This window comes from Micromonospora rosaria (assembly GCF_001567585.1).
GTDB lineage: Bacteria > Actinomycetota > Actinomycetes > Mycobacteriales > Micromonosporaceae > Micromonospora > Micromonospora rosaria.
In genome coordinates, this window is record NZ_LRQV01000052.1 from 21988 (window position 1) to 41578 (window position 19591).

The following is a 19591-nucleotide window of genomic DNA, read 5'->3' on the forward strand; positions in this document are numbered from 1 at the left end:
AGGGGTACGGCCGGCGGGCGGCCCACCGGGGACTGGGCTAGGGTGGTGCCCTGCTCCACCACCCCCATCCCCCAGGTACCGGGCGGAATCCGACACGTAGGCAGGTAGTCAGTGGTACGAACCGCAGCCCGCAGCGAGGTCGGGGAGACCACGGCGGCACCCCCGGCCACGACCACCGGCGGCACGCGGCAGCGGCTGGGCCTGGCCGTCCGGGTGGTGGTGATCGTCGCCATCGTGGCCGGGATGACCTGGAGCGTGGTCGACCAGTGGCCGCAGGTGCGGGCGACCTGGCTCGGCCTGGCCTGGCAGTCCGTCGGGCTCTCGGTGCTCGCCGCGCTGCTCGGCATGGTGGCCAACACCATGGCCTGGCGGGCCGCCGTCGCCGACCTGGCGCACCGGGTCACCGTCGGCGCGGCCCTGCGGATCTGCCTCGTCGGTCAGCTCGGCAAGTACATCCCCGGCAGCGTCTGGGCCTACGTGTTGCAGATCGAGTTGGGCCGCCGGGCCGGACTGCCCCGTCCCCGGGCCTTCCTCGCCTCGCTCATCGCCGTCGGGCTCGGCGTGACCACGGCGCTCGGCCTCGGCGTGGCGGGTCTGCCGTCGCTGCGGGAGGCGGTCGGCTCGGGCTCGGACTACGCCGAGTCGGTCCGGGTGGCGCTGTGGATCATGGCGATCCTCTTCCCGGTCGCGGTGCTCTGCGCCGTCCCCCGGGTGCTCACCGCGCTGGTCCAGCTCGTCCTGCGGGTACTGCGCCGGCCGCCGCTGGAGCACCGGCTCACCTGGCCCGGCGTGCTGCGCGTGGTCGGCTGGAGCGCCCTCGGGTACGGCCTGTTCGGGGTGCACCTGTGGCTGCTGGCCAACGCCCAGGCCACCCCCGGCCTGGACGGGCTGGTCCGCTGCGTGGGGGCGTTCGCGATCGCGATGACGGTGGGCATGTTCGCCTTCGTCTCCCCCTCCGGGCTCGGGGTCCGCGAGGCGGTGCTGGTCGCGGCGCTCGCCCCGTTCCTGGTCGGCAGCGGCGGCGTCGGCGCCGCGATGGGCATCGCGCTGGCCTCCCGGCTGATCTTCACCATCGCGGACGTACTCGCCGCCGGGCTCGCCGCGCTCTCCGGGGTACGCCAGCTGCGGGGCGACGGCCCGGACGTCGTCCCCCACGCCACCGGCCCCACGGGCTGACCAGCCCTGCCCCGGTCACCCGGGCCGACCAAGCCCTGTCCCGGTCAGCGGACGCCGACCGTGGTGATCCGGGTGAACTCCCGCATCAGGTCGTACCCGTCCCAGGTGGCGGCGAAGTCGAGCGCGGTGCCGATCGGCACCAGCCGGTCGATCCCCCGCCCCGCCACGGTCCGGGCGAACGCGGTCAACTCGGCGGCGTCGAGGCCGAAGTGGGTGACCGTCTGGTCCCGGCGGACCACCACCGGGGCGAGGTCGGCCAGGGCGTCGACCCGGGCCTGCGGGAAGGTGCCGACGCCGAGCCACCGGCGGGGGATGTCCCCCGGGCCGGTCAGCTCCACGGTGGCCAGGTCGTTGCCGTCGAACCGGATCCCGGTCGCCGTCCCCTCGACGGCCAGCCCGTACGTGGCGACCCGCTTCTGCACCGCCATCGCGGCGTCAACCTCCGGCCGCTTGCCGTCGAGCACCGCGCGCAGCCGGGCCCGCAGGTCGGCCTGGGCGGTGGCGGCGTCGGCGGCCGGGCCGATCCAGTACACCGCCCGGGGCGAGGAGCAGGCGGCCTGGTCGAACCAGTACGCGTCGTTGTAGAGCCCGAGCGCGGCGGCGTCCCGCTCCGCCTCGCTCGCGGCCAGCCACCCGGCGACCCCGATCACCGTGAACGACGACCGGTCGGGGAAGGTGACGTCCCGGGCGTGCGGGGCCAGCGGGTGCCGGCGCAGGTCGGTGACCGAGCCGTCCCCGCCCCAGATCACCCGCAGGTCGGCGGCGACGGAGAGGGCGGCGGTCACCGCGTCGTCCCGGCCGTAGGTGACCATGCGCTGGGTCTCCCGCAGCGCCGGGTGGGCGTCGGCGAGGGTCTCGTTCAGCGCGTCCAGCACGGCGTCCGCCGCTCCGGCCGACCGGGAGGAGATCCGCACCACGTTGCTGTTGCCGGCGAGCGCGGCGAGCGCCCACGAGTAGACGAAGATGGTGTCGACGTTGGCCGGCGGCACGTGGAACACCAGCCCGCGGGGGAAGCGCAGCTCGCCGGGGGTCTCCGCGACCCGGTCCCGGACCCGGGCGAGTTCGCCCCGGCGCAGGAAGAAGCCGAGCGAGGCCAGTTCCGGGTGCCGGCGGGCCACCGCCGGGCGCAGCAGCCGGCGGGCGAACGCCACCAGGAACTCGACCACCCGCTCGTCGCCCACGGTGAGCGGCCCGTCGGTCGGGGCCGACCGCAGCGCGGCGAGCAGGTCCTCGACGGTGACCGGGCCGCCGGCCGGGAACCGTTCGACCACCGTGCTCATGCCGGTACCACCCTCCGCTGTCCGCGCCGCCGGCTCATGCCGGTACCGCCCTGTGCTGGCCGCCGGCTCATGCCGCCGCCGCGAAGGTGTCGCTGCACCCGCGCGCCTCGGCGCGGGGCAGCCGGCCCAGGATCGAGAACCGCTTGCCCGGCCAGGCCCCGTCGTCGACGCCGTGCACCACCCCCCGGTCCTCGGTGAGCAGCAGGTGGCCCGGATACGACCGGGGCAGGGTGCTGATCACCTGGACCACGCCGGGGGTGCCGACCGGCACCTCCCGCCAGGTGGCCGGGTCCCGGACGATGACGTCGGAGAAGTCGGGGCAGTACAGCCCTCCGCCGTCCGGCCCCTCCAGGAAGGTCAGGCCGATCTGCTCCACCATGCCGTAGAAGTTGTGGATGTGGCGCAGCCCGGTCTCCTGGGCGAAGCGGCGGCGGAACTCGTCGTTGTCCACCGCCCGGTCGGCCAGCTTCTTCCAGCCACCACTGTGGATCAGGATGCCGTTGCTCAGGTCGAGCCGGTGCTCCCGGGCCAGCTCGTAGAGGTAGAGCCAGGTCATGAAGGTGAACCCGAAGATCAGGAACGGCTGGTCGCCGTGCCGGGCGAGGAAGGAGCGGACCGCCTCCGGGTCGGGCCGGTCCTGCTCGTCGAGGACGAAGGTGTGGTCCCGGCCGAAGTTCATCATGCCGAGCACGCCCGCGCCCCGCGCCGAGAACGAGCGCCGCTTGGTGAACAGCGCCCGGGTGTCGACCAGCAGCATCGGCAGCCGCCGCCCTCCGATCACGGTCTGCATCGTGGCGCTGAGCATCCGCTGCTGGACCGAGGCCGCCGCCTTGTCCAGATAGATCCGGCTGACCTCCCCGGTGGTGCCGGAGGAGGTGAGCACGGTGAACACCTCGTCGTCGGGGATGCTCTTGAGCACGTGGTGCTTGAAGAGCCGGACCGGCAGCCAGGGCAGGTCGGCCACCCGCGCGTACCGGCGGCCGGGCGGGTGGCCCAGCGCGGCCAGCAGGCGGGCGTACTCCGGGCTGGCGGCCCGGTGGTGCTCGGTCAGCTCGACCAGCTCCGGCAGGAGCCGGGCCTCCCGGTCGGCCTGGCCGAGGGTAAACAGGGTCATACCTGAGCCTCCAGGGCACGGTAGTCGATCTTGCCGTTGGAGAGCTGCGGCAGCCGCTCCACGGGTCGGACGTCGAACCCGGTGCGGTGGGTCCGGAGCCGCTCGGCCAGCCGCCCGGCGATCTGTCCCGCCGTGGCGGCGTCGACGCCCTCGGCGAAGATCACCACCCGGTCCGGGCCGGAGACCGCGACCACCGGCCCGTGGTCGCGCACCATCTCCTCGATGTCGTGCAGGTTGACCCGGACCCCGAAGACCTTGCCGAACCGACTGAGCCGCCCGCGCAGCCAGACGTACCCGTCGGCGTCGAGCCGACCCAGGTCGCCGGTGCGCAGCACCCCGCCCTGGTCGTCGCCCCGGGCCAGGTCGGCGGCGCGCTCGGCGTACCCCATCATCACGTTCGGGCCCCGGTAGACCAGCTCACCGACCACCTCCGGGGCGCTCGTCTCCACCCCGTCGGGGTCGAGCACGGTGAACGCGCCGCCGGCCAGCGCCGGCCCGACCGAGCCGACCCGCTCGGGCAGCGCCTCCGCCGGCAGGGTGCTCATCCGGGGCCCCGCCTCGGTGCACCCCCACATCACGTGGAACCGCCCGCCGACCGCGCTGATCTTCTCGTGGAAGGCGAGGATCAGCTCGTCGCGCAGCCGGCCACCGGCCTGGGTGAGGGTCCGCAGGGTCGGGTACCGGGCCGGGGTCCACCGGATCCGGTGCAGCATCTCGTAGTGGTGCGGCACCCCGGCCAGCGAGGTCGCCCCGTGCTCGGCCGTCGCCTGCCAGAACTCCCGGGCCAGCACCCCACCGTCGACCACCAGCACCGTCGCCCCGGCGGCGAGGTGGCTGTTCACCACCGACATGCCGAAGCTGTAGTACAGCGGCAGGTTGGTCGGGGCGACCTCGGTCGGGTCGAGGGCCAGCGCGGTACCGATGGCGGTGGCGTTGGCCAGCACCGCGTCCCGGGAGAGCCGGACGAACTTCGGGTCCCCGGTCGACCCTGAGGTGGCCAGCAGCACCGCCAGGTCGGGGTGCGGTCGCGCGGCGGGAGCGTGCTCCCGGACCCAGACCGGGCCGAGCACGGCGTCGGTGACCTCGCGGTACCCCTTCGGCAGCGCACCCGGGTCGGCGCCCGCGCCCCCCTCGGCCAGCCCCAGCACGGCGGCGGGCTCGAAGCGGTGGACGAAGTCGGCCAGCACCGCCGGGTCGAGCGCCGGGTCGAGCAGGGCGACGGGACGGCCGGCCTCGACCGCGCCCACGTACCGCAGCACCGCCTCGACGCCGAGTCCGCTGCGGGCGAAGAGGACGCCGGGTGGCAGGGCCGCGTACGCCTCGCCCACCCGGGCCAGCCGGGCGGCCAGGTCCGGGCCGCCCAGGGTCACGCCGCTGGCGGCGTCGAGCAGCCGGGCGGCCGGGTGGACCAGCCTCATGGCACCAGCCCGCCGTCGACCCCGAGCACCTGCCCGGTGACGTACCGGGCCCCGTCGCCGGCCAGGAAGCGGATCACGTCGGCCACCTCCTCGGGCTCACCGAGGCGGCGCAGCGGCGCGGCGGCGGCCTGGGCGTCGAGCACGTCGGCGGGCAGGACCGCGGTCAGGTCGGTCCGGACGACGCCGGGGGCCACCGCGTTGACCCGGATGCCCCGGGGGCCCAGCTCCCGGGCGGCCGAGCGGGCCAGCGCGGCGACGGCCGCCTTCGACGCGGCGTACACCGCCTGCCCGGCCGCGCCGTGGGTGCCGACCACCGAGGCCAGCAGCACGATGGCACCGCCCTGGCGGGGGACGCCGTCGGCGTCCGTGCGGCGGCGGGCCATCGCGCGGGCGGCGGCCTGGACGGCCGCGACGGTACCGGCGACGTTGACGTCCAGGGTGCGCCGGACGGCGTCGGCCCGGACCATGCCGAGCAGCGCGTTCTCCATGATTCCGGCGTTGGCGACGAGCACGTCGAGCCCGCCGTGGTCGGCGACGACCCGCCGGACCACCGCGCCCACAGCGTCGAAGTCCCCGACGTCCAGGCCGAGGCCGTGCCCCCCGATCTCCTTGGCCACCGCCTCGGCGCGGGCGGCGTCCCGGCCGGTGAGCACGACCGTGGCGCCCGCCCCGGCCAGCGCCCGCGCGGTGGCCAGGCCGATCCCCCGGGTGCCCCCGGTCACCAGGGCCACCCGGCCCGCCAGCTCACTCATCGACGCCGAGGCCCCGCAGCATGTCCTGGGCGACCTTGAAGCTGCTCAGGTCGATGACCTGGTCGGTGTCGAGCTGCACGCCGAACTCGTCCTCGATCGCGGCGACCAGCGTCATGTGCCCGAGCGAGTCCCACTGCTCGATGTCGCGGTACTTGAGGTTCTCCACGTCGACGCCCTCCGGCAGTTCGAGGGCGTCGACGAAGACGGCGCGCAGGCGGTCGGTGAGGGTCATGGTCGCGATTCTCCGTTGGTCCGTGTGGCGAGTGACCGTCACTGTCCGTCAGGACGGTCGGTACGTGAATCCGGTGGTGCGGGCTGCGTACGCTCCCGGCGGGCCCGGTTGGCCGCCCGGACCCGCTCTGCCTCGGTGCGGATGTGGTCCTGGTCGTAGCGCTGAAAGACGCGGGCGGGGTTCCCGGACACCAAACTGTATGCGGGCACGTCCTTGGTCACCACCGAGAGCGGGCTCACCGTGGCGTGGTCACCGATGGTGACCCCCATCATGATCACGCTGTTGCCCCCGATGAAGCAGCCCCGCCCGATCCTCACCGGTTTGCGTTCGATCAGGTCACTGCCCGAGTGGTTCTCCAGCATCATGTTCGCCAGCCAACTGGAGTGGGTGAAGACCAGGCAGTTGAGGCCGATGCTGGTGTGCTCCCCGATCTCCAGCCCACCGCTGGCGTCCAGCAGGGTGTTCTCCCCGATCCAGCAGTGCTCGCCAATGGTGAGCTGCTCCGGGCTGATGATCTTCGCGCGTTCCCGGATCCGGGTGGTCTCCGGCAGGCCGAGGTGCCGGGCCCGCTCTACGTCGTTGAGCAGACTCCCGACGAAGTCGTCGAGGATGGCCGGGCGCAGCCGGTTGCTGCGGTCGTCGTCGAGGAAGAGACTCACGCCGGCACCCCCACCATCCGCTCGAAGGCCGTCAGGTGCTGCCGGGTCACCACATCCATGGTGAAGTGGGAGTAGACCAGGTCCTGCTGCTGCTTGGCGATCCACTGCCGTTCCTGCGGGTCGTCGAGGAGACGGACGATCGCGGTGGCCAGGTCGGCCGGGTCGTTGGGGCGGGCCAGGACGAAGTTCTCCCAGTTGTGCAGCCGGACCGCCGGGAAATTCGTCTCGGTCACGGTACCGATGGTCGCCCGGCCCGCCGCCATGGCCTCCAGGCTGGCCGTGCCGAAGCCCCCGCCCTGGAGGTCGTGGGCCACGATGTCTGCGGCGGCGAAGTAGGCCGGCACCTCGCTGGAGGGCACCGGCCCGGTGGCGATGATCGCCTCCTGGACCCCCAGTTCGGCGGCCCGCCGGGCGAAGGCGTCGTAGTACACCTGCCCGACAATCATGACCTTGGCGGTGGGATGCCGCTCCAGCACCGCCGGCAGCGCCTCGACCAGGGCCAGCCGGTCCCGCAGCGGAATGACGTGCCCCAGGGAGACGATCAGGGGCTGGTCGCCGAGCCCGTGCCGGGCGCGCACGTCGAGGGTGGGCTGCTCCTCGAAACGGTCCGGGTCCACCGCGACCGGGATGTACTCGAAGTCCGCCTCGGTGGCCCGGTACCGCTGCGTGCAGTAGGTGGCGGCCAACTCGTCCATGATCACGTAGCGCGGGTGGAAGCGGCGGATGATCGGCCGGACCAGAAACCGGTCCAGCCCCCGGAACAGCAGGGCGTACTTGGGGTCCGGGCTCTCCAGTCGGGTGTGGATCGACAGCAGCACCGGGACCTTCCGCCGCCGGGCGTACCAGCCGGAGATCCAGCTCAGGTCGAAGAACTGACCGTGCTGGTGGATCACCTCCGGCTGGAACTCGTCGAGCAGCCGGAAGACCCGACGCAGGTTCCCCGGCCGGGCCAGGGCGAAGGCCAGGTCGAAGTCGATCGCCAGCCCGAGCTGGGGCATGGGCAGCGCGGGAAGGCGCACCACCCGGTAACCGTCCCGTTCCTCCTCGGCGGGAAGACCCCGGTAGGCGGCGGTCACCACGAGGACCTCGTGCCCGGCCGCCACGTAGCCGGCAGCGAGGGCGGCGGCGAGGTGGGAACTACCTCCTGGCCGCGGGGGAAAGAAGTTGTTCACGACTGCGATCCGCACGGAATTGCTCCAGTCCGGGAGGAGAACGAGGGTGAGAGTCGGGGATCGCATCGCCGGGGCAGCGTACGAGCCTCAATGGTCCCGCAGGTGAACGACGGGTGACTAGACGACCTCGGTCTTGATGAGGTCGGTCATGCCGTCCTCGACGGCGATGGTCGGCTCCCAGCCGAGCACCTCGCGGGCCCGGGTGATGTCGGCGGCCCGCCGGCTGACCAGCACCTCACGGGGGTTGAACTGCGGCTCGACGTCCACCCCGACCGCCTTGATCAGGATCTCGGCGAGGGTGGCGACGGAGGTGTCGAGGCCGGTGCCGATGTTGACCGGCAGGTTGCCCTGCTCGGCCTCCAGCGCGGCGACCACGGAGCGGGCGATGTCGTGCACGTGGATGAAGTCCATCGACTGCTCGCCCTTGCCGTCGATGATCGGCGGCTGGCCGGTCTTGAGCCGCTTGACGAAGTGGTTGATCACCGAGGTGTAGTAGGCGGTCGGCTTCTGACCGGGGCCGTACACGTTGAAGAACCGCAGCGCGATCCAGTTCAGGCCCTTGCTGCGCTGGTAGAAGCCGAGCAGGTCCTCCCCGGCCCGCTTGGCGATGCAGTACGGGGTGAGCGGGTCCAGCCGGTCGTCCTCGTGCATCGGCAGCTTCTGCGGGTCGCCGTAGACCGAGGCGGAGGAGGCGTAGACCACCCGCTTGACCCCGTGGTCGGCGGCGGCGGCGAAGACGTTGTGGTTGCCCACCACGTTGATGTCGATCGACTCGTACGGGTCGGCCTGGCTCTTGTTGATCGAGACGGCGGCGAGGTGGATCACGTACTCGCAGCCCTTCATGGCCGCGTGCACCGCCCCGCCGTACCGGACGTCCTGGTCGATCAGCTCGACGTCGCCGGTGGCGACCAGCTCGGCGACCTTGTCCCGGTCACCCCGGAACATGTTGTCGAAGATGCGGACCCGGTAGCCCTTCTCCAGCAGCAGCGGCACCACGTGCAGCCCGATGAAGCCGGCCCCGCCGGTGATGAAGACGGTCTGCTTGGACATGTCGAACGGTGTCCTTCCTACGTTCATCACCTGGCTGCCGTGGCGTCGACGACGTCGACCAGAGTGGTCGCAACGGTCTCCACCTGGGCGTCGGTGAGGTTGGCGTGCATCGGGACGGCAAGGTGCCGGGCGAAGAGGTCAGCCGAGACCGGGCAGGGCTCGCGCTGGTCGTACAGCGGCTGGACGTGCGAGGCGTACGTGCCGAAGGTGCACTGTACGCCGCGCTCGCGCAGGGCCAGCGCCACCGCGCCCCGGTCCACCGTCGGGTCGAGGGTGACCACGTACGACTGCCACGGGTGTTCGCGGTCCGGCGCCTGGTACGGCGTGGTGATCAGCGGGTGGTCCTTGAGCAGCTCACCGTAGCGGGCCGCGGTGCGCCGCTTGGCGGCCAGCAGCTCCGGCAGCCGGTCGAGCTGGGCCAGCATGATCGCGGCGGCGACGTCGGAGAGCCGGTAGTTGTAGCCCAGCTCGGTGAAGCTCGGGATCGGCAGGTGGGACAGCTCGGCCCGGGTCAGCGCGCCCTCCACCCCGTAGGTGTGCAGCTTGCGGGCGTGCGCGGCGAGGTCGTCCCGGTCGGTGACGAAGGCCCCACCCTCCCCGGCGGTGATGCCCTTGCGGCCGTGGAAGCTGAAGGTGGCCACGTCGGCCAGGCTCCCGGCGGGACGGCCCCGGTACGTGGCGCCGGCCGCGCAGGCCGCGTCCTCGACCAGGAAGAGCTGGTGCCGGTCGGCGATGGCCCGCAACTCGTCGTAGTCGGCCGGCTGCCCGAAGGCGTCGACCGCGATGATCCCCACGGTACGGGGGGTGATCGCCGCCTCGACCGCGGCCGGGTCGACCGTCCAGGTGTCCGGCCGGACGTCGGCGAAGACCGGCTTCGCGCCGGTCCAGAGCACCGAGTGGCCGGTGGCCGGGAAGGTGTAGTCGGCGACCACCACCTCGTCACCCGGCCCGGCGCCGAGCGTGAGCAGCGCCAGGTGCAGGGCGGACCCGCAGTTGGTGGTGGCGAGGGCGTGCCGGGTGCCGGCGGCGGCGGCGAAGCGCTCCTCGAACCGGCGGCAGGTCGGCCCGGCGCCGGCCAGCCAGCCGGAGGCGAAGACCTCGGCGATGGCGGCGAGCTCGGCCTCACCGACGGTGGGCTGGCCGAGCGCGATGACCTCAGACATGTGACTCCCGGTGTGACTGGACCCGCAGCAGTCTAGGCCAACCCCACGCAACGGGCGCGGATCGGGCAAGCCGATGGGCTTCGTTACCATCGCTGCGCGGTGCCGGGCGGGCACCGGCGTCCGGCGGTACCGGCCGGGCCGGTACCGACGTGCCCGAGGGGAGAGGGAATGACGAGGTTCGTGGTCGTCGGTGGCGGCATCGTCGGTCTCGCCGTGGCGCACCGGCTGCTGACCGACCGCCCCGGTGACCGGGTGACCGTGCTGGAGAAGGAGTCCGGCTGGGCGGCCCACCAGACCGGGCACAACTCCGGGGTCATCCACGCCGGGGTCTACTACAAGCCGGGCAGCCTGAAGGCCACCCTGTGCCGGGCCGGCAGCGCCTCGATGGTCGAGTTCTGCGCCCGACACGACCTGCCGTACCAGGTCTGCGGGAAGTTGATCGTGGCCACCGACCGGGCCGAGCTGCCCCGCCTGCACGACCTGCACCAGCGGGCGCTGGCCAACGGGCTGCCGGTGCGGCTGGTCGACGCGGCCGAGGCCGCCGAGTACGAGCCGCACGTGGCCGCCGTCGCCGCGCTGCACGTCGCCTCGACCGGGATCGTCGACTTCGGCGCGGTCTGCCGGACCCTCGCCGGCCTGCTCGCCGACGGCGGCGCGGAGCTGCGTACCGGGGCCGAGGTGACCGGGGTGACCGACCGCCCGGAGGGGGTGGTGGTCACCACCACCACCGGCGAGGTGGTCGCGGACGTGCTGGTCAACTGCGCCGGCCTGCACGCCGACCGGATCTCCCGGCTGGCCGGGGTGCCCACGCCGGTGCGGATCGTGCCGTTCCGGGGCGAGTACCACGAGCTGACCCCGCAGCGGCGGGACCTGGTCCGGGGGCTGATCTATCCGGTACCCGACCCGCAGTTCCCGTTCCTCGGGGTGCACCTGACCCGGATGGTCGACGGCAGCGTGCACGCCGGGCCGAACGCGGTGCTGGCCACCGCGCGCGAGGGGTACTCGTGGGGGCGGTTCAGCCCGCGTGACGTCTGGGACGCGCTGTCCTACCGGGGGTTGTGGGCGTTGGGCCGCCGGCACTACCGGTACGGCCTGACCGAGGTGACCCGGTCGCTGTCACGCCGACGGTTCGCGGCCAGCCTGGCCCGGCTGGTCCCGGAGCTGACCGCCGCGGACATCGTGCCGGCGGGCGCGGGGGTCCGCGCCCAGGCCATCCGGCCGGACGGCACGCTGGTCGACGACTTCCTGATCGTCGAGGCGCCCCGGCAGGTGCACGTGCTCAACGCGCCCTCACCGGCGGCGACCAGCTCGCTGGAGATCGCCCGGCACATCGTGTCCCGGCTGCCGCTGGCACCGGTCCGGTAGTCCGGTGGCCGTACGGCGGGAGGGTGCCCGGTCAGGCCGACGCGGTCGGCATGCCGGTTCAGGCCGACGCGGCCGGCGGGGCGGGTCAGGCCGACGCGGCCGGCATGCCGTTTCAAGCCGGCGCGGCCGGCGGGGCGGGCCTGTGCTGGCGGGGCACCGTGGCCGACGCGCCCAGGGCGGTCACCACCGCGTCGACCAGGCTGCCCAGGTACTCCTCGGTCAGCGGGGTGCGGGCGATGGCCAGCCGCCAGTAGAGCGGGCCGGCGACCAGGTCCACCGCCAGGTCCGGGTCGGTCTCCGGGGGCAGTTCACCGCGCCGGATCGCCCGGTCGACCAGCCGCCCGCCGATCTCCTGCTGCTGCGCCCGCAGCACCTGCTGGAGGGTCTCGTCGATCTGCGGGTTGCGGGCCGCCTCGGCGAGCAGGTCCGGGATGATCTGGGCGGCCAGCGGGTGGCCCAGCGCGTGCACCACGACGCCGAAGAGCAGTTCGAGGTCGCCCCGGAGGCTGCCGGTGTCCAGCGTCGGCAGCTTGCGCCCGGCCGTGGCGGAGACGACCTCCAGCACCAGTTCCAGCTTGGAACTCCACCGCCGGTAGATCGCCGTCTTGCTCACCCCGGCGCGGCGGGCCACCGCCTCGATCGACAACCGGCCGTACCCGGCGGCGGCCAACTCCTGCATCAGCGCCCGCCGGATGGCGGAGGTGATGTCGTCGCGGAGCACCGCCGCGCCGGCCGGCGTCCGCCGCTTCCCGGTCGCCACCTGCACCTCGTCCGGCGCGGTCACGCTGTCCTCTTCTCGCACGTCACGTGCCCCAATGTAGCGCAACGACGGTACGGTTGCGTCCCGACGTAATTTGGACTACCGTCCACGCAGCGACGAGGCGGCGCTCCACGCACCGGCCACACGTGGTCCCTGCCACGCGTGGTCCCGTCGCCACGCGCACCCCGTCGGCACAAGAGATCGGAGCGCCCCACCAATGGCCAACACCGCGCTGGCCGACCCCGATTCCGGCCTCACCCAGGCGCAACTGGCCGCCCGGCACGGGCTGCGGGTCGCCGGCGAGCGGCCTCCGCTGGCCGAGTACACCCGCCGGCTCTGGTCCTACCGGCACTTCATCGCCGCGTACGCCAACGCGAAGCTCGTCGCCTCGTTCAGCAACGCCAAGCTGGGCCAGCTCTGGCAGGTGCTCACCCCGCTGACCAACGCGGCGGTCTACTACCTGATCTTCGGCATCGTGCTCGAACAGAACCGGGTGCCGAACTTCATCGCGTACCTGACCACCGGGCTGTTCATCTTCAACTTCACCCAGACGGCGGTGCAGAACGGCACCCAGTCGATCACCAACAACCTGGGCCTGATCCGGGCCCTGCACTTCCCCCGGGCCTGCCTGCCGCTGGCCGTCGTGACCACCCAGCTCCAGCAGCTCATGGGCGCGATGGTGGTGCTGGTCGGCATCGTGCTGGTGACCGGCGAGCCGATCACCTGGGAGTGGCTGCTGCTGGTGCCGACCGTGCTGTTCCAGGCGCTGTTCAACGCCGGGCTGACCATGGCGGTGGCCCGGATGGGCGCCAAGGTCAACGACCTCAAGCAGATCATGCCGTTCGTCCTGCGCGCCTGGATGTACGGCTCCGGCGTGCTGTACAGCGTCACCCTCTTCGAGCAGAGCCTGCCCGGCTGGGCGGCCCGACTGGTCGAGCTGAACCCGGCCCTGGTCTACATCGAGTTGGCCCGGGTCTCCCTGCTGGAGTCGGCACCCCTGCTCAACTCCTCGCCGACCCAGCTCTGGCTGGTCGCGGCGGCCTGGGCGGTCGGCATGGGCATCGGGGGCTTCCTCTACTTCTGGCGCGGCGAACAGGAGTACGGCCGTGGTTGATCAGCTCGAGAACTCCAACGACGTCACCGTCACCCTCCCCCGGGTGCAGGACCGCATCCCGACGGTGGTGGCCGACGACGCGCACGTCATCTACCGGGTGCACAAGGGCGCCGGGGCCACCGCCAGCCCGGTGGCCGCGCTGAAGCGGATCGTGTCGCGCACCTCGGCGCCGCAGATCCGCGAGGTACACGCGGTCAAGGGGGTCAGCTTCACCGCGTACCGGGGCGAGGCGATCGGCCTGATCGGCAGCAACGGCTCCGGCAAGTCGACCCTGCTGCGGGCGATCGCCGGGCTGCTGCCGGTGAACCGGGGCGCGGTCTACACCCAGGGGCAGCCCTCGCTGCTCGGGGTGAACGCCGCGCTGCTCAACGACCTCTCCGGCGAGCGCAACGTCGCGCTCGGCTGCCTGGCGATGGGGATGTCCCCGACCGAGGTCGAGCGGCTCACCCCGGAGATCATCGAGTTCTCCGGGATCAACCAGCGCGGCGACTTCGCCTCGCTGCCGATGCGGACCTACTCCTCGGGCATGTCCGCCCGGCTGCGCTTCTCGATCGCCGCCGCGAAGAAGCACGACGTACTGCTGATCGACGAGGCGCTGGCCACCGGCGACAAGGGCTTCCGCAAGCGCAGCGAGCAGCGGGTCCGGGAGCTGCGGGAGAACGCCGGCACGGTGTTCCTGGTCAGCCACCAGCTCTCCTCGGTGCGGGACACCTGCGAACGAACGATCTGGCTGGAATCCGGCACCCTGCGGATGGACGGCCCGACCGCCGAGGTGATCCGGGCCTATGAGACATACGTGAACTCCAAGTAGAGTTCCGTCGTCCGTGCGGCAACCACCCGGTGCCGTCCCACCGCGTCGCCCCACCGGGCGGCGCGGTGGCCGCGTTACTGTTCATCGGGGCGTACCCCCGGTGTCACCCAGAGTCAACCCCCCGGAAGTGAGGATCGGCAATGACGCAGGACCACACCGCTGGCCCGGACGCCACCGGCGAGGCGGCAGCCCCGTGGCGACCCACGCGGACGGTGGCGGTGGTGCTGGCCGGCGGCACCGGAACCCGGCTCGGCCTGGGCATCCCGAAGCAGCTCCTGAAGATCGCCGGTAAGCCGATCATCGAGCACACCCTCGCGGTCTTCGAGGCCGCCCCGGAGATCGACGAGATCATCGTGCTGATGGCCGCCGGGCACGTGCCGCAGGCCCAGCAGATCGTCGACAAGGCCGGCTTCCGCAAGGTCAGCAAGGTCATCGAGGGCGGTGAGACCCGCAACGACACCACCCGCGTCGCGCTCGACGCGGTCGGCGAGGGCGACGTCAACATCCTCTTCCACGACGCGGTCCGCCCGCTGGTCAGCGGCCGGATCGTCCGCGAGTGCGTCAACGCGCTCTGGACGTACTCCGCCGTCGACGTGGCGATCCCCTCGGCGGACACGATCATCCAGGTCGACGACGACGAGTGCATCACCGACATCCCGGTCCGGGCCCGGCTGCGCCGGGGCCAGACGCCGCAGGCGTTCCGCTCGGGCACCATCCGGGAGGCGTACCGGCGGGCCGAGGGCGACCCGAACTTCGCCGCCACCGACGACTGCGGCGTGGTCCTGCGGTACCTGCCCGGGACCCCGATCAAGGTGATCGACGGCTCGGACGAGAACATCAAGGTCACCCACCCGGTGGACGTGCACCTGGCGGACAAGCTCTTCCAGCTCGCCGCCGCCCAGGTGCCCCGGCTGGCCGACCCGCGCGGCTACACCGAGGAGCTGGCCGGCCGGACGGTGGTGGTCTTCGGCGGCAGCTACGGCATCGGCCACGAGCTGACCGAGCTGGCCCGCCGCTACGGCGCCCAGGTCTTCCCGGTCAGCCGCTCCACCACCGGCACCCACGTCGAGCGGGCCGGGGACGTCGAGGCGGCGCTGCGGACGGCCTTCGAGGCCACCGGGCGGATCGACTACGTGGTGGTCACCGCCGGCATCCTGGAGAAGGGCGCCCTCGCCGAGATGGACGAGGAGACCATGGACCGGGTCCTCCAGGTCAACTTCGTCGGGCCGGTCACCATCGCCCGCCAGTCCCTGCCGTACCTGCAGCAGACCAAGGGCCAGCTCCTGCTCTACACCTCCAGCTCCTACACCCGGGGCCGGGCCCAGTACGCCCTCTACTCCTCCACCAAGGCGGCCCTGGTCAACCTGACCCAGGCCCTCGCCGACGAGTGGGCCGAGTTCGGCATCCGGGTGAACTGCGTCAACCCGGAGCGCACCGCCACCCCGATGCGGACCCGGGCCTTCGGCGAGGAGCCGGAGCACACCCTGCTGGCCGCCGAGACGGTCGCGCAGGCCTCGCTGGACGTGCTGATCTCCGACCTGACCGGCCAGGTGATCGACGTCCGCCGGGCTCCCGGCGAGGGGTCGGCCAGCCCGGCGGTGCCGGCCCAGGCGGACAAGCCCGCCCCGGTGGCCAGCGCCGGCTGACCCGCCCACCCGCACCACCGGCGGCCGGTCGACCGGCCCGGCGCACCCAGCGAGACCGAAAAGCGGAGTGACATGCGTGGTGACCTGGTCAGGAAACTGATCGCCCGGTGCCTGACCACCGGTCTGGCCCTGCTCGCCTTCGCCGTGGTCGCCCTCACCGGGGCGACCTGGTGGGGGCTGGCCCTCGCGGTGGCGGCGCTCGCCGCCGCCGCGTGGGAGCGGCGGGTCCGGCCGGCGGCCGACGTGCTGACCGAGACCACCCTGGTCGCCGCCGCCGTCCTGGTCGGGTACGCCCGCCGGCTCGACGCCGGGTTCGACCCGGTGCTGGCGGTCACCGCGCTGGCGCTGCTCGGGCTGGTCCTGCTCGCCGGCCCGCTGCGGGAGGCCGGGATGCTGGAGATCCGGGCCGCCAACCTGCCGGTGCGGCAGTGGACCCCGCTGGTCGCCGCCCAGCTCGGCAACGCGGTGCTCGGCCTGCTCGCCGTGGTGGCGCTGGCCGCGCTGGCCGCCCTGCCGGCCTGGGTGGCGCTGCTGGCCACCCTCGTGGTGGGCGCCGGGGCCGGGGCGGTCGGGCTGGACCTGGCCCGGCGGCGGTTCCGGCCCGGTGCCGGGGGCGGGCCGGTGGGCCGGGCGCTGCGTCGGGACCAGCCGGAGTTCCTGCTCTACTTCTCCGCCCCGCCCGGGTCGGAGTACCAGGTCACCATGTGGCTGCCGTACCTGGAGCGGATCGGCCGGCCGTTCCTGGTGGTGCTGCGCGAGCCGGAGTTCCTCGCCCCGGTCGCGGCGGCCACCCGCGCCCCGGTGGTCTTCTGCCCCACCCTGAAGGCGCTGGACGAGGCGCTGGTGCCGAGCCTGAAGGTGGCCTTCTACGTCAACCACGGCGCGAAGAACAGCCACTGCGTCCGGTTCAACCAGCTCACCCACATCCAGCTCCACCACGGCGACAGCGACAAGGCGCCCAGCGCCAACCCGGTCTCCGGCATCTTCGACCGGATCTTCGTGGCCGGGCCGGCGGCGATCGAACGGTACGCCCGCGCCGGGGTCGACATCCCGGCGGAGAAGTTCGAGGTGGTCGGCCGACCGCAGGTGGAGGCGATCCAGGTCCGGCGGGAGCCGGCCGGCGCGGCACCGAACCCGAACCCGACGGTGCTGTACACGCCCACCTGGACCGGCCACCACGCCGACGCGAACTACTGCTCCCTGCCGGTGGGCGAGACCCTGCTGCGCGCCCTGCTGGCCCGGGGTGCCACGGTGATCCTGCGCGCCCACCCGTACACCACGCAGAACCCGGCGTCGGCCCGGCACCTGGCCCGGCTGACCGAACTGCTCGCCGCCGACCGGGTCCGGACCGGCCGGCAGCACGTCTACGGCGCGGCGGCGAGCCGGGAGCTGACCCTGACCGAGTGCGTGAACCGCTCCGACGCGCTGGTCTCCGACGTCTCCGGGGTCATCTCCGACTACCTCTACTCCGGCAAGCCGTACGCGGTGACGGACATGGTGGGCGAGGGTGACCGGTTCGTCGAGCGGTTCCCGCTGGCCGGCTCGGGCTACGTGCTGCGGCGGGACATGACCAACGTCGACGAGGTGCTGACCCGGCTGCTGGAGACCGATCCGGCCGCGTCGGCCCGGTGGGCCACCCGGGCCCGCTACCTCGGTGACTTCCCCGCTGAGACGTACGCCGAGGTCTTCCTGGCCGCCGCCCGGCGGCACCTGGAGCCGGGCTGGGCCCCGCCGGGGCCGCGCAGCTCGGCCGTGGTGCCGCTGCCGGACGCCAACGCGCCGCTGACCCCCACCACCTGATGCGCGCGCCCACCACCTGACGCGCGCCCCCACCGACGCCGACGGGCGCCGGTCCCCGAGTCGGGGGCCGGCGCCCGTGGTGCGTCGCGGGTGGGTCAGGCGGAGTACCCGCGGGTGGCGATCCAGTCGGCCAGCGCGTCGACGCTGAGCCAGTACGAGGCGGTCGCCGGGTTCGCCGAGTCGGCGATCTTCACGGACTTGCCGTTGTCCCGGTAGCCGACCACGGCGACGTAGTGCCCACCCGGGAACGAGTGCCAGCCGCCGGAGAGGTCGGTGGTGCTGCCGGCGACGTTCACCACCGGGCTGCGGTCGTCGGCCACGGCGGCGACCACGTCGGCCCGCAGCCGCTCGGTCTGGGCGGCGGTGGCGGCACCCCCGGAGATCATCCGGGTTCGGTACGGCTCACCCTTGACGAGCTGGTTGAGCACCCGGGTGGTGTCGGCGGCCGAGTTGGTGCCGAACTGGGTGGTGCCGAGCCGCCCGGCCAGGTCGTCCTGGCTGCGGGCGATGCCCATGGCGGTCAGCGCGTTACGGACCGCCGCCGGCCCGCAGTAGTAGTAGGTGGTCTGCGCCTGGTACTCGTGGTCGAGGACCTTCGACGCGGGCGCCTTCGGCGCCGCCGAGCGGGTCAGGTCCGGGTCCGGCGCGGCGCTGCTGGCGGCGGCGCTCGGCGAGGCCGCCCGCGACGGGGTCGCCGCCGGCGAGGTGGCCGTCGGGGCCGGGGTGGTCAGCGACGGCGCCGAGGTCTGCGGGGCGCTCAGCTCGGCGCGGGCGGGCAGCTCACCGACGTGCGGCGCCTGCTCGGCCACGGCGGCCGGGCGGACCCCCGCAGGCTCCGGGGTGTCACCGGCGGTGGCCAGGACGCCGACGCCCGAGGCCACCACGAGGGTCGCGGCCGAGGCGGCGACGACCTGGTACGGACGGTCCGCGGCGAGCCGTCGGAGCTGCCGCTTGAGGTGCTGCTTCACGTGTTTCCTCCACGGTGCCGGTGGCGACCGCACCGGCGCGGCGGAGCCGAGGGGCACGCCGACGACGCGGGTCGGGGCCCGCGGACGGTGGGATCGCTGGGGGATGGCGCCCGATCTGCTCGGGCGGGGGCGGTTGCCGGAATCAGCTCGTCGCGAGCGCGACGGTCGACGGCACCGCGGCACCGTGGGGGTTCAGCTCAGGGGATTGGTCGTGGCGCACAGGCTGTGGCTCTCCTTCCGATACCGCCTACCGGGTTAGCTGACGGATTCGGGCGGGAAGAATTCGCCCTACCGCGAGCCGTGGGCCCGCGGATTCACCCCACACGTGCACTGGGTCCCCGGTTCGTCGTCGACGATTGAGCGGGTCGGCACGGCGTCGCCTCTTGCGATCGTGAACCGCACCGGACGCAGCGACACTACTGGCCGCCCACCGGTGCCGCCAACCCGCCCTCACCTGCTCAAACATCGAACACCGGACGACTTGCCGACCCAGTTGTGCACTGACGCTACTCAATGGGACGAGCAGTTGTCAGGGAATCACCGGTCGACAACCGGACACCCGGTGCGCATCCCACGGGAATTGACGGCCCTCCTCACCCCGCCTGCGCCGGCTGCCCGAATCCGCCAGCCTGTGACCGGCGTCACCGAAGTCGTCCCGACGCGGCCCGGGTCAGCCGACCCGGGCCGGGCGGAACCGGGCCGCCAGCACGGTACGCCGGGCCTGCGCCGACGTCGCCGCCGCCGGCGCGACGGCCGGGCTGAGCCGCTGCGCCGCCGCGTACGCCTCTACGGCGAGCACCCGGGCCGCCTCGGCGGACAGGTCGGCGTCCCGCCACGCCGCCCGCTCCCGGACGACCGCCTGGCGGTACCGCGCCAGCTTGGCGTCGCGGACCGCGCGGGCCAGCAGCACCTCCTGCTCGACCGGGTGCCGCCGGGGGTCCCAGCCGCCCCGCCCGGCGAAGACGTCACGGAGTTGCTGCACGGTGAGGTCGCCCCGCCAGTGCGCCAGCACGGCCGCCCGGTGCAGGTAGCGCTTCCGGGCGGCGCGCTCGGCCGGCGTGTACGGCGGTCGCAGGGCGGGCAGGGCCCCCGCCCCGGCGAACCGCCGGGC

At 73.3% G+C, this 19591-nt stretch carries 17 protein-coding genes, 1 pseudogene and 1 riboswitch; of the genes and pseudogenes, 6 read left to right on the top strand and 12 right to left on the bottom strand.

Going from position 1 to position 19591, the window contains the following annotated elements; genetic code table 11:
* The first annotated feature begins 111 nt into the window (after positions 1-111).
* Positions 112-1176: a lysylphosphatidylglycerol synthase transmembrane domain-containing protein gene (locus AWW66_RS15770; protein ID WP_067366351.1), complete on the top strand. Its 1065-nt coding sequence runs from the start codon at positions 112-114 to the stop codon at positions 1174-1176.
* Positions 1177-1220: 44 nt separating this feature from the next.
* Here AWW66_RS15770 and AWW66_RS15775 read toward each other — a convergent pair whose 3' ends face one another.
* From AWW66_RS15775 to AWW66_RS15815, 9 genes are all read right to left on the bottom strand, one after another.
* Positions 1221-2456, bottom strand: a complete 1236-nt coding sequence (locus AWW66_RS15775) for an acyl-CoA reductase (protein WP_067366354.1) — start codon at positions 2454-2456, stop codon at positions 1221-1223.
* A gap of 67 nt (positions 2457-2523) precedes the next feature.
* Positions 2524-3570 carry a LuxE/PaaK family acyltransferase gene (locus AWW66_RS15780; protein WP_067366357.1) on the bottom strand — a complete coding sequence of 349 codons (1047 nt, stop codon included), beginning with the start codon at positions 3568-3570 and terminating at the stop codon, positions 2524-2526.
* Positions 3567-4988: an AMP-binding protein gene (locus AWW66_RS15785; RefSeq protein ID WP_067366360.1), complete on the bottom strand. Its 1422-nt coding sequence runs from the start codon at positions 4986-4988 to the stop codon at positions 3567-3569. Before AWW66_RS15785 ends, AWW66_RS15780 begins: the two co-directional genes overlap by 4 nt.
* Positions 4985-5740: an SDR family NAD(P)-dependent oxidoreductase gene (locus AWW66_RS15790; RefSeq protein WP_067366363.1), complete on the bottom strand. Its 756-nt coding sequence runs from the start codon at positions 5738-5740 to the stop codon at positions 4985-4987. The genes AWW66_RS15785 and AWW66_RS15790 overlap by 4 nt, the downstream gene beginning before the upstream one ends.
* Positions 5733-5972 (bottom strand): acyl carrier protein, encoded by a 240-nt coding sequence (locus tag AWW66_RS15795; protein WP_067366367.1) that lies wholly within the window; start codon positions 5970-5972, stop codon positions 5733-5735. The genes AWW66_RS15790 and AWW66_RS15795 overlap by 8 nt, the downstream gene beginning before the upstream one ends.
* 38 nt (positions 5973-6010) lie before the next feature.
* Positions 6011-6631: an acyltransferase gene (locus tag AWW66_RS15800; RefSeq protein ID WP_067366369.1), complete on the bottom strand. Its 621-nt coding sequence runs from the start codon at positions 6629-6631 to the stop codon at positions 6011-6013.
* Entirely contained in the window at positions 6628-7818 is a 1191-nt protein-coding gene (locus AWW66_RS15805; protein WP_067366372.1) for a glycosyltransferase family 4 protein, read from the bottom strand. The genes AWW66_RS15800 and AWW66_RS15805 overlap by 4 nt, the downstream gene beginning before the upstream one ends.
* A 102-nt stretch (positions 7819-7920) precedes the next feature.
* Positions 7921-8853 carry an NAD-dependent epimerase/dehydratase family protein gene (locus tag AWW66_RS15810; RefSeq protein ID WP_067366375.1) on the bottom strand — a complete coding sequence of 311 codons (933 nt, stop codon included), beginning with the start codon at positions 8851-8853 and terminating at the stop codon, positions 7921-7923.
* A 26-nt stretch (positions 8854-8879) separates the two neighbouring features.
* A complete protein-coding gene (locus tag AWW66_RS15815) occupies positions 8880-10016 on the bottom strand; it encodes a DegT/DnrJ/EryC1/StrS family aminotransferase (RefSeq protein ID WP_067366378.1) in 1137 nt (378 codons plus the stop codon).
* Between the two features lie 168 nt (positions 10017-10184).
* Here AWW66_RS15815 and lhgO point away from each other — a divergent pair, with 168 nt between their 5' ends.
* Positions 10185-11381: an L-2-hydroxyglutarate oxidase gene (gene lhgO / locus AWW66_RS15820; RefSeq protein ID WP_067366381.1), complete on the top strand. Its 1197-nt coding sequence runs from the start codon at positions 10185-10187 to the stop codon at positions 11379-11381.
* 112 nt (positions 11382-11493) lie between these two features.
* Here lhgO and AWW66_RS15825 read toward each other — a convergent pair whose 3' ends face one another.
* The gene (locus AWW66_RS15825; RefSeq protein WP_067366414.1) at positions 11494-12102 is read right to left on the bottom strand and encodes a TetR/AcrR family transcriptional regulator; all 609 of its coding nucleotides are present in this window, start codon (positions 12100-12102) and stop codon (positions 11494-11496) included.
* 256 nt (positions 12103-12358) lie between these two features.
* Between AWW66_RS15825 and AWW66_RS15830 the strand changes: the two genes are divergently transcribed.
* From AWW66_RS15830 to AWW66_RS15845, 4 genes are all read left to right on the top strand, one after another.
* Positions 12359-13255, top strand: coding sequence for an ABC transporter permease (locus AWW66_RS15830; RefSeq protein WP_067366384.1), 897 nt, complete (start codon positions 12359-12361; stop codon positions 13253-13255).
* Positions 13248-14066, top strand: a complete 819-nt coding sequence (locus AWW66_RS15835; protein WP_067366387.1) for an ABC transporter ATP-binding protein — start codon at positions 13248-13250, stop codon at positions 14064-14066. Before AWW66_RS15830 ends, AWW66_RS15835 begins: the two co-directional genes overlap by 8 nt.
* Positions 14067-14206: 140 nt before the next feature.
* Positions 14207-15712, top strand: coding sequence for a bifunctional cytidylyltransferase/SDR family oxidoreductase (locus AWW66_RS15840; RefSeq protein WP_067366390.1), 1506 nt, complete (start codon positions 14207-14209; stop codon positions 15710-15712).
* A gap of 72 nt (positions 15713-15784) precedes the next feature.
* Positions 15785-17512, top strand: a complete 1728-nt coding sequence (locus AWW66_RS15845; protein WP_067366393.1) for a CDP-glycerol glycerophosphotransferase family protein — start codon at positions 15785-15787, stop codon at positions 17510-17512.
* Positions 17513-17607: 95 nt separating this feature from the next.
* Here the strand turns inward: AWW66_RS15845 and AWW66_RS15850 are convergent, their stop codons facing one another.
* Both AWW66_RS15850 and AWW66_RS34430 read right to left on the bottom strand, forming a co-directional pair.
* Positions 17608-18480, bottom strand: a complete 873-nt coding sequence (locus tag AWW66_RS15850; protein ID WP_067366396.1) for a C39 family peptidase — start codon at positions 18478-18480, stop codon at positions 17608-17610.
* A gap of 229 nt (positions 18481-18709) precedes the next feature.
* A riboswitch (cyclic di-AMP (ydaO/yuaA leader) is annotated at positions 18710-18853 on the bottom strand.
* Between the two features lie 297 nt (positions 18854-19150).
* A pseudogene (locus AWW66_RS34430) lies at positions 19151-19591 on the bottom strand (hypothetical protein); the annotation flags it as partial.

Bases quoted from the DNA above. Each gene is read 5' to 3' on its own strand.
- AWW66_RS15775 (WP_067366354.1), bottom strand. From the start codon at position 2,456: ATGAGCACGGTGGTCGAACGGTTCCCGGCCGGCGGCCCGGTCACCGTC.
- AWW66_RS15780 (WP_067366357.1), bottom strand. From the start codon at position 3,570: ATGACCCTGTTTACCCTCGGCCAGGCCGACCGGGAGGCCCGGCTCCTG.
- AWW66_RS15785 (WP_067366360.1), bottom strand. From the start codon at position 4,988: ATGAGGCTGGTCCACCCGGCCGCCCGGCTGCTCGACGCCGCCAGCGGC.
- AWW66_RS15790 (WP_067366363.1), bottom strand. From the start codon at position 5,740: ATGAGTGAGCTGGCGGGCCGGGTGGCCCTGGTGACCGGGGGCACCCGG.
- AWW66_RS15795 (WP_067366367.1), bottom strand. From the start codon at position 5,972: ATGACCCTCACCGACCGCCTGCGCGCCGTCTTCGTCGACGCCCTCGAA.
- AWW66_RS15810 (WP_067366375.1), bottom strand. From the start codon at position 8,853: ATGTCCAAGCAGACCGTCTTCATCACCGGCGGGGCCGGCTTCATCGGG.
- AWW66_RS15815 (WP_067366378.1), bottom strand. From the start codon at position 10,016: ATGTCTGAGGTCATCGCGCTCGGCCAGCCCACCGTCGGTGAGGCCGAG.
- lhgO (WP_067366381.1), top strand. From the start codon at position 10,185: ATGACGAGGTTCGTGGTCGTCGGTGGCGGCATCGTCGGTCTCGCCGTG.
- AWW66_RS15830 (WP_067366384.1), top strand. From the start codon at position 12,359: ATGGCCAACACCGCGCTGGCCGACCCCGATTCCGGCCTCACCCAGGCG.
- AWW66_RS15840 (WP_067366390.1), top strand. From the start codon at position 14,207: ATGACGCAGGACCACACCGCTGGCCCGGACGCCACCGGCGAGGCGGCA.
- AWW66_RS15845 (WP_067366393.1), top strand. From the start codon at position 15,785: ATGCGTGGTGACCTGGTCAGGAAACTGATCGCCCGGTGCCTGACCACC.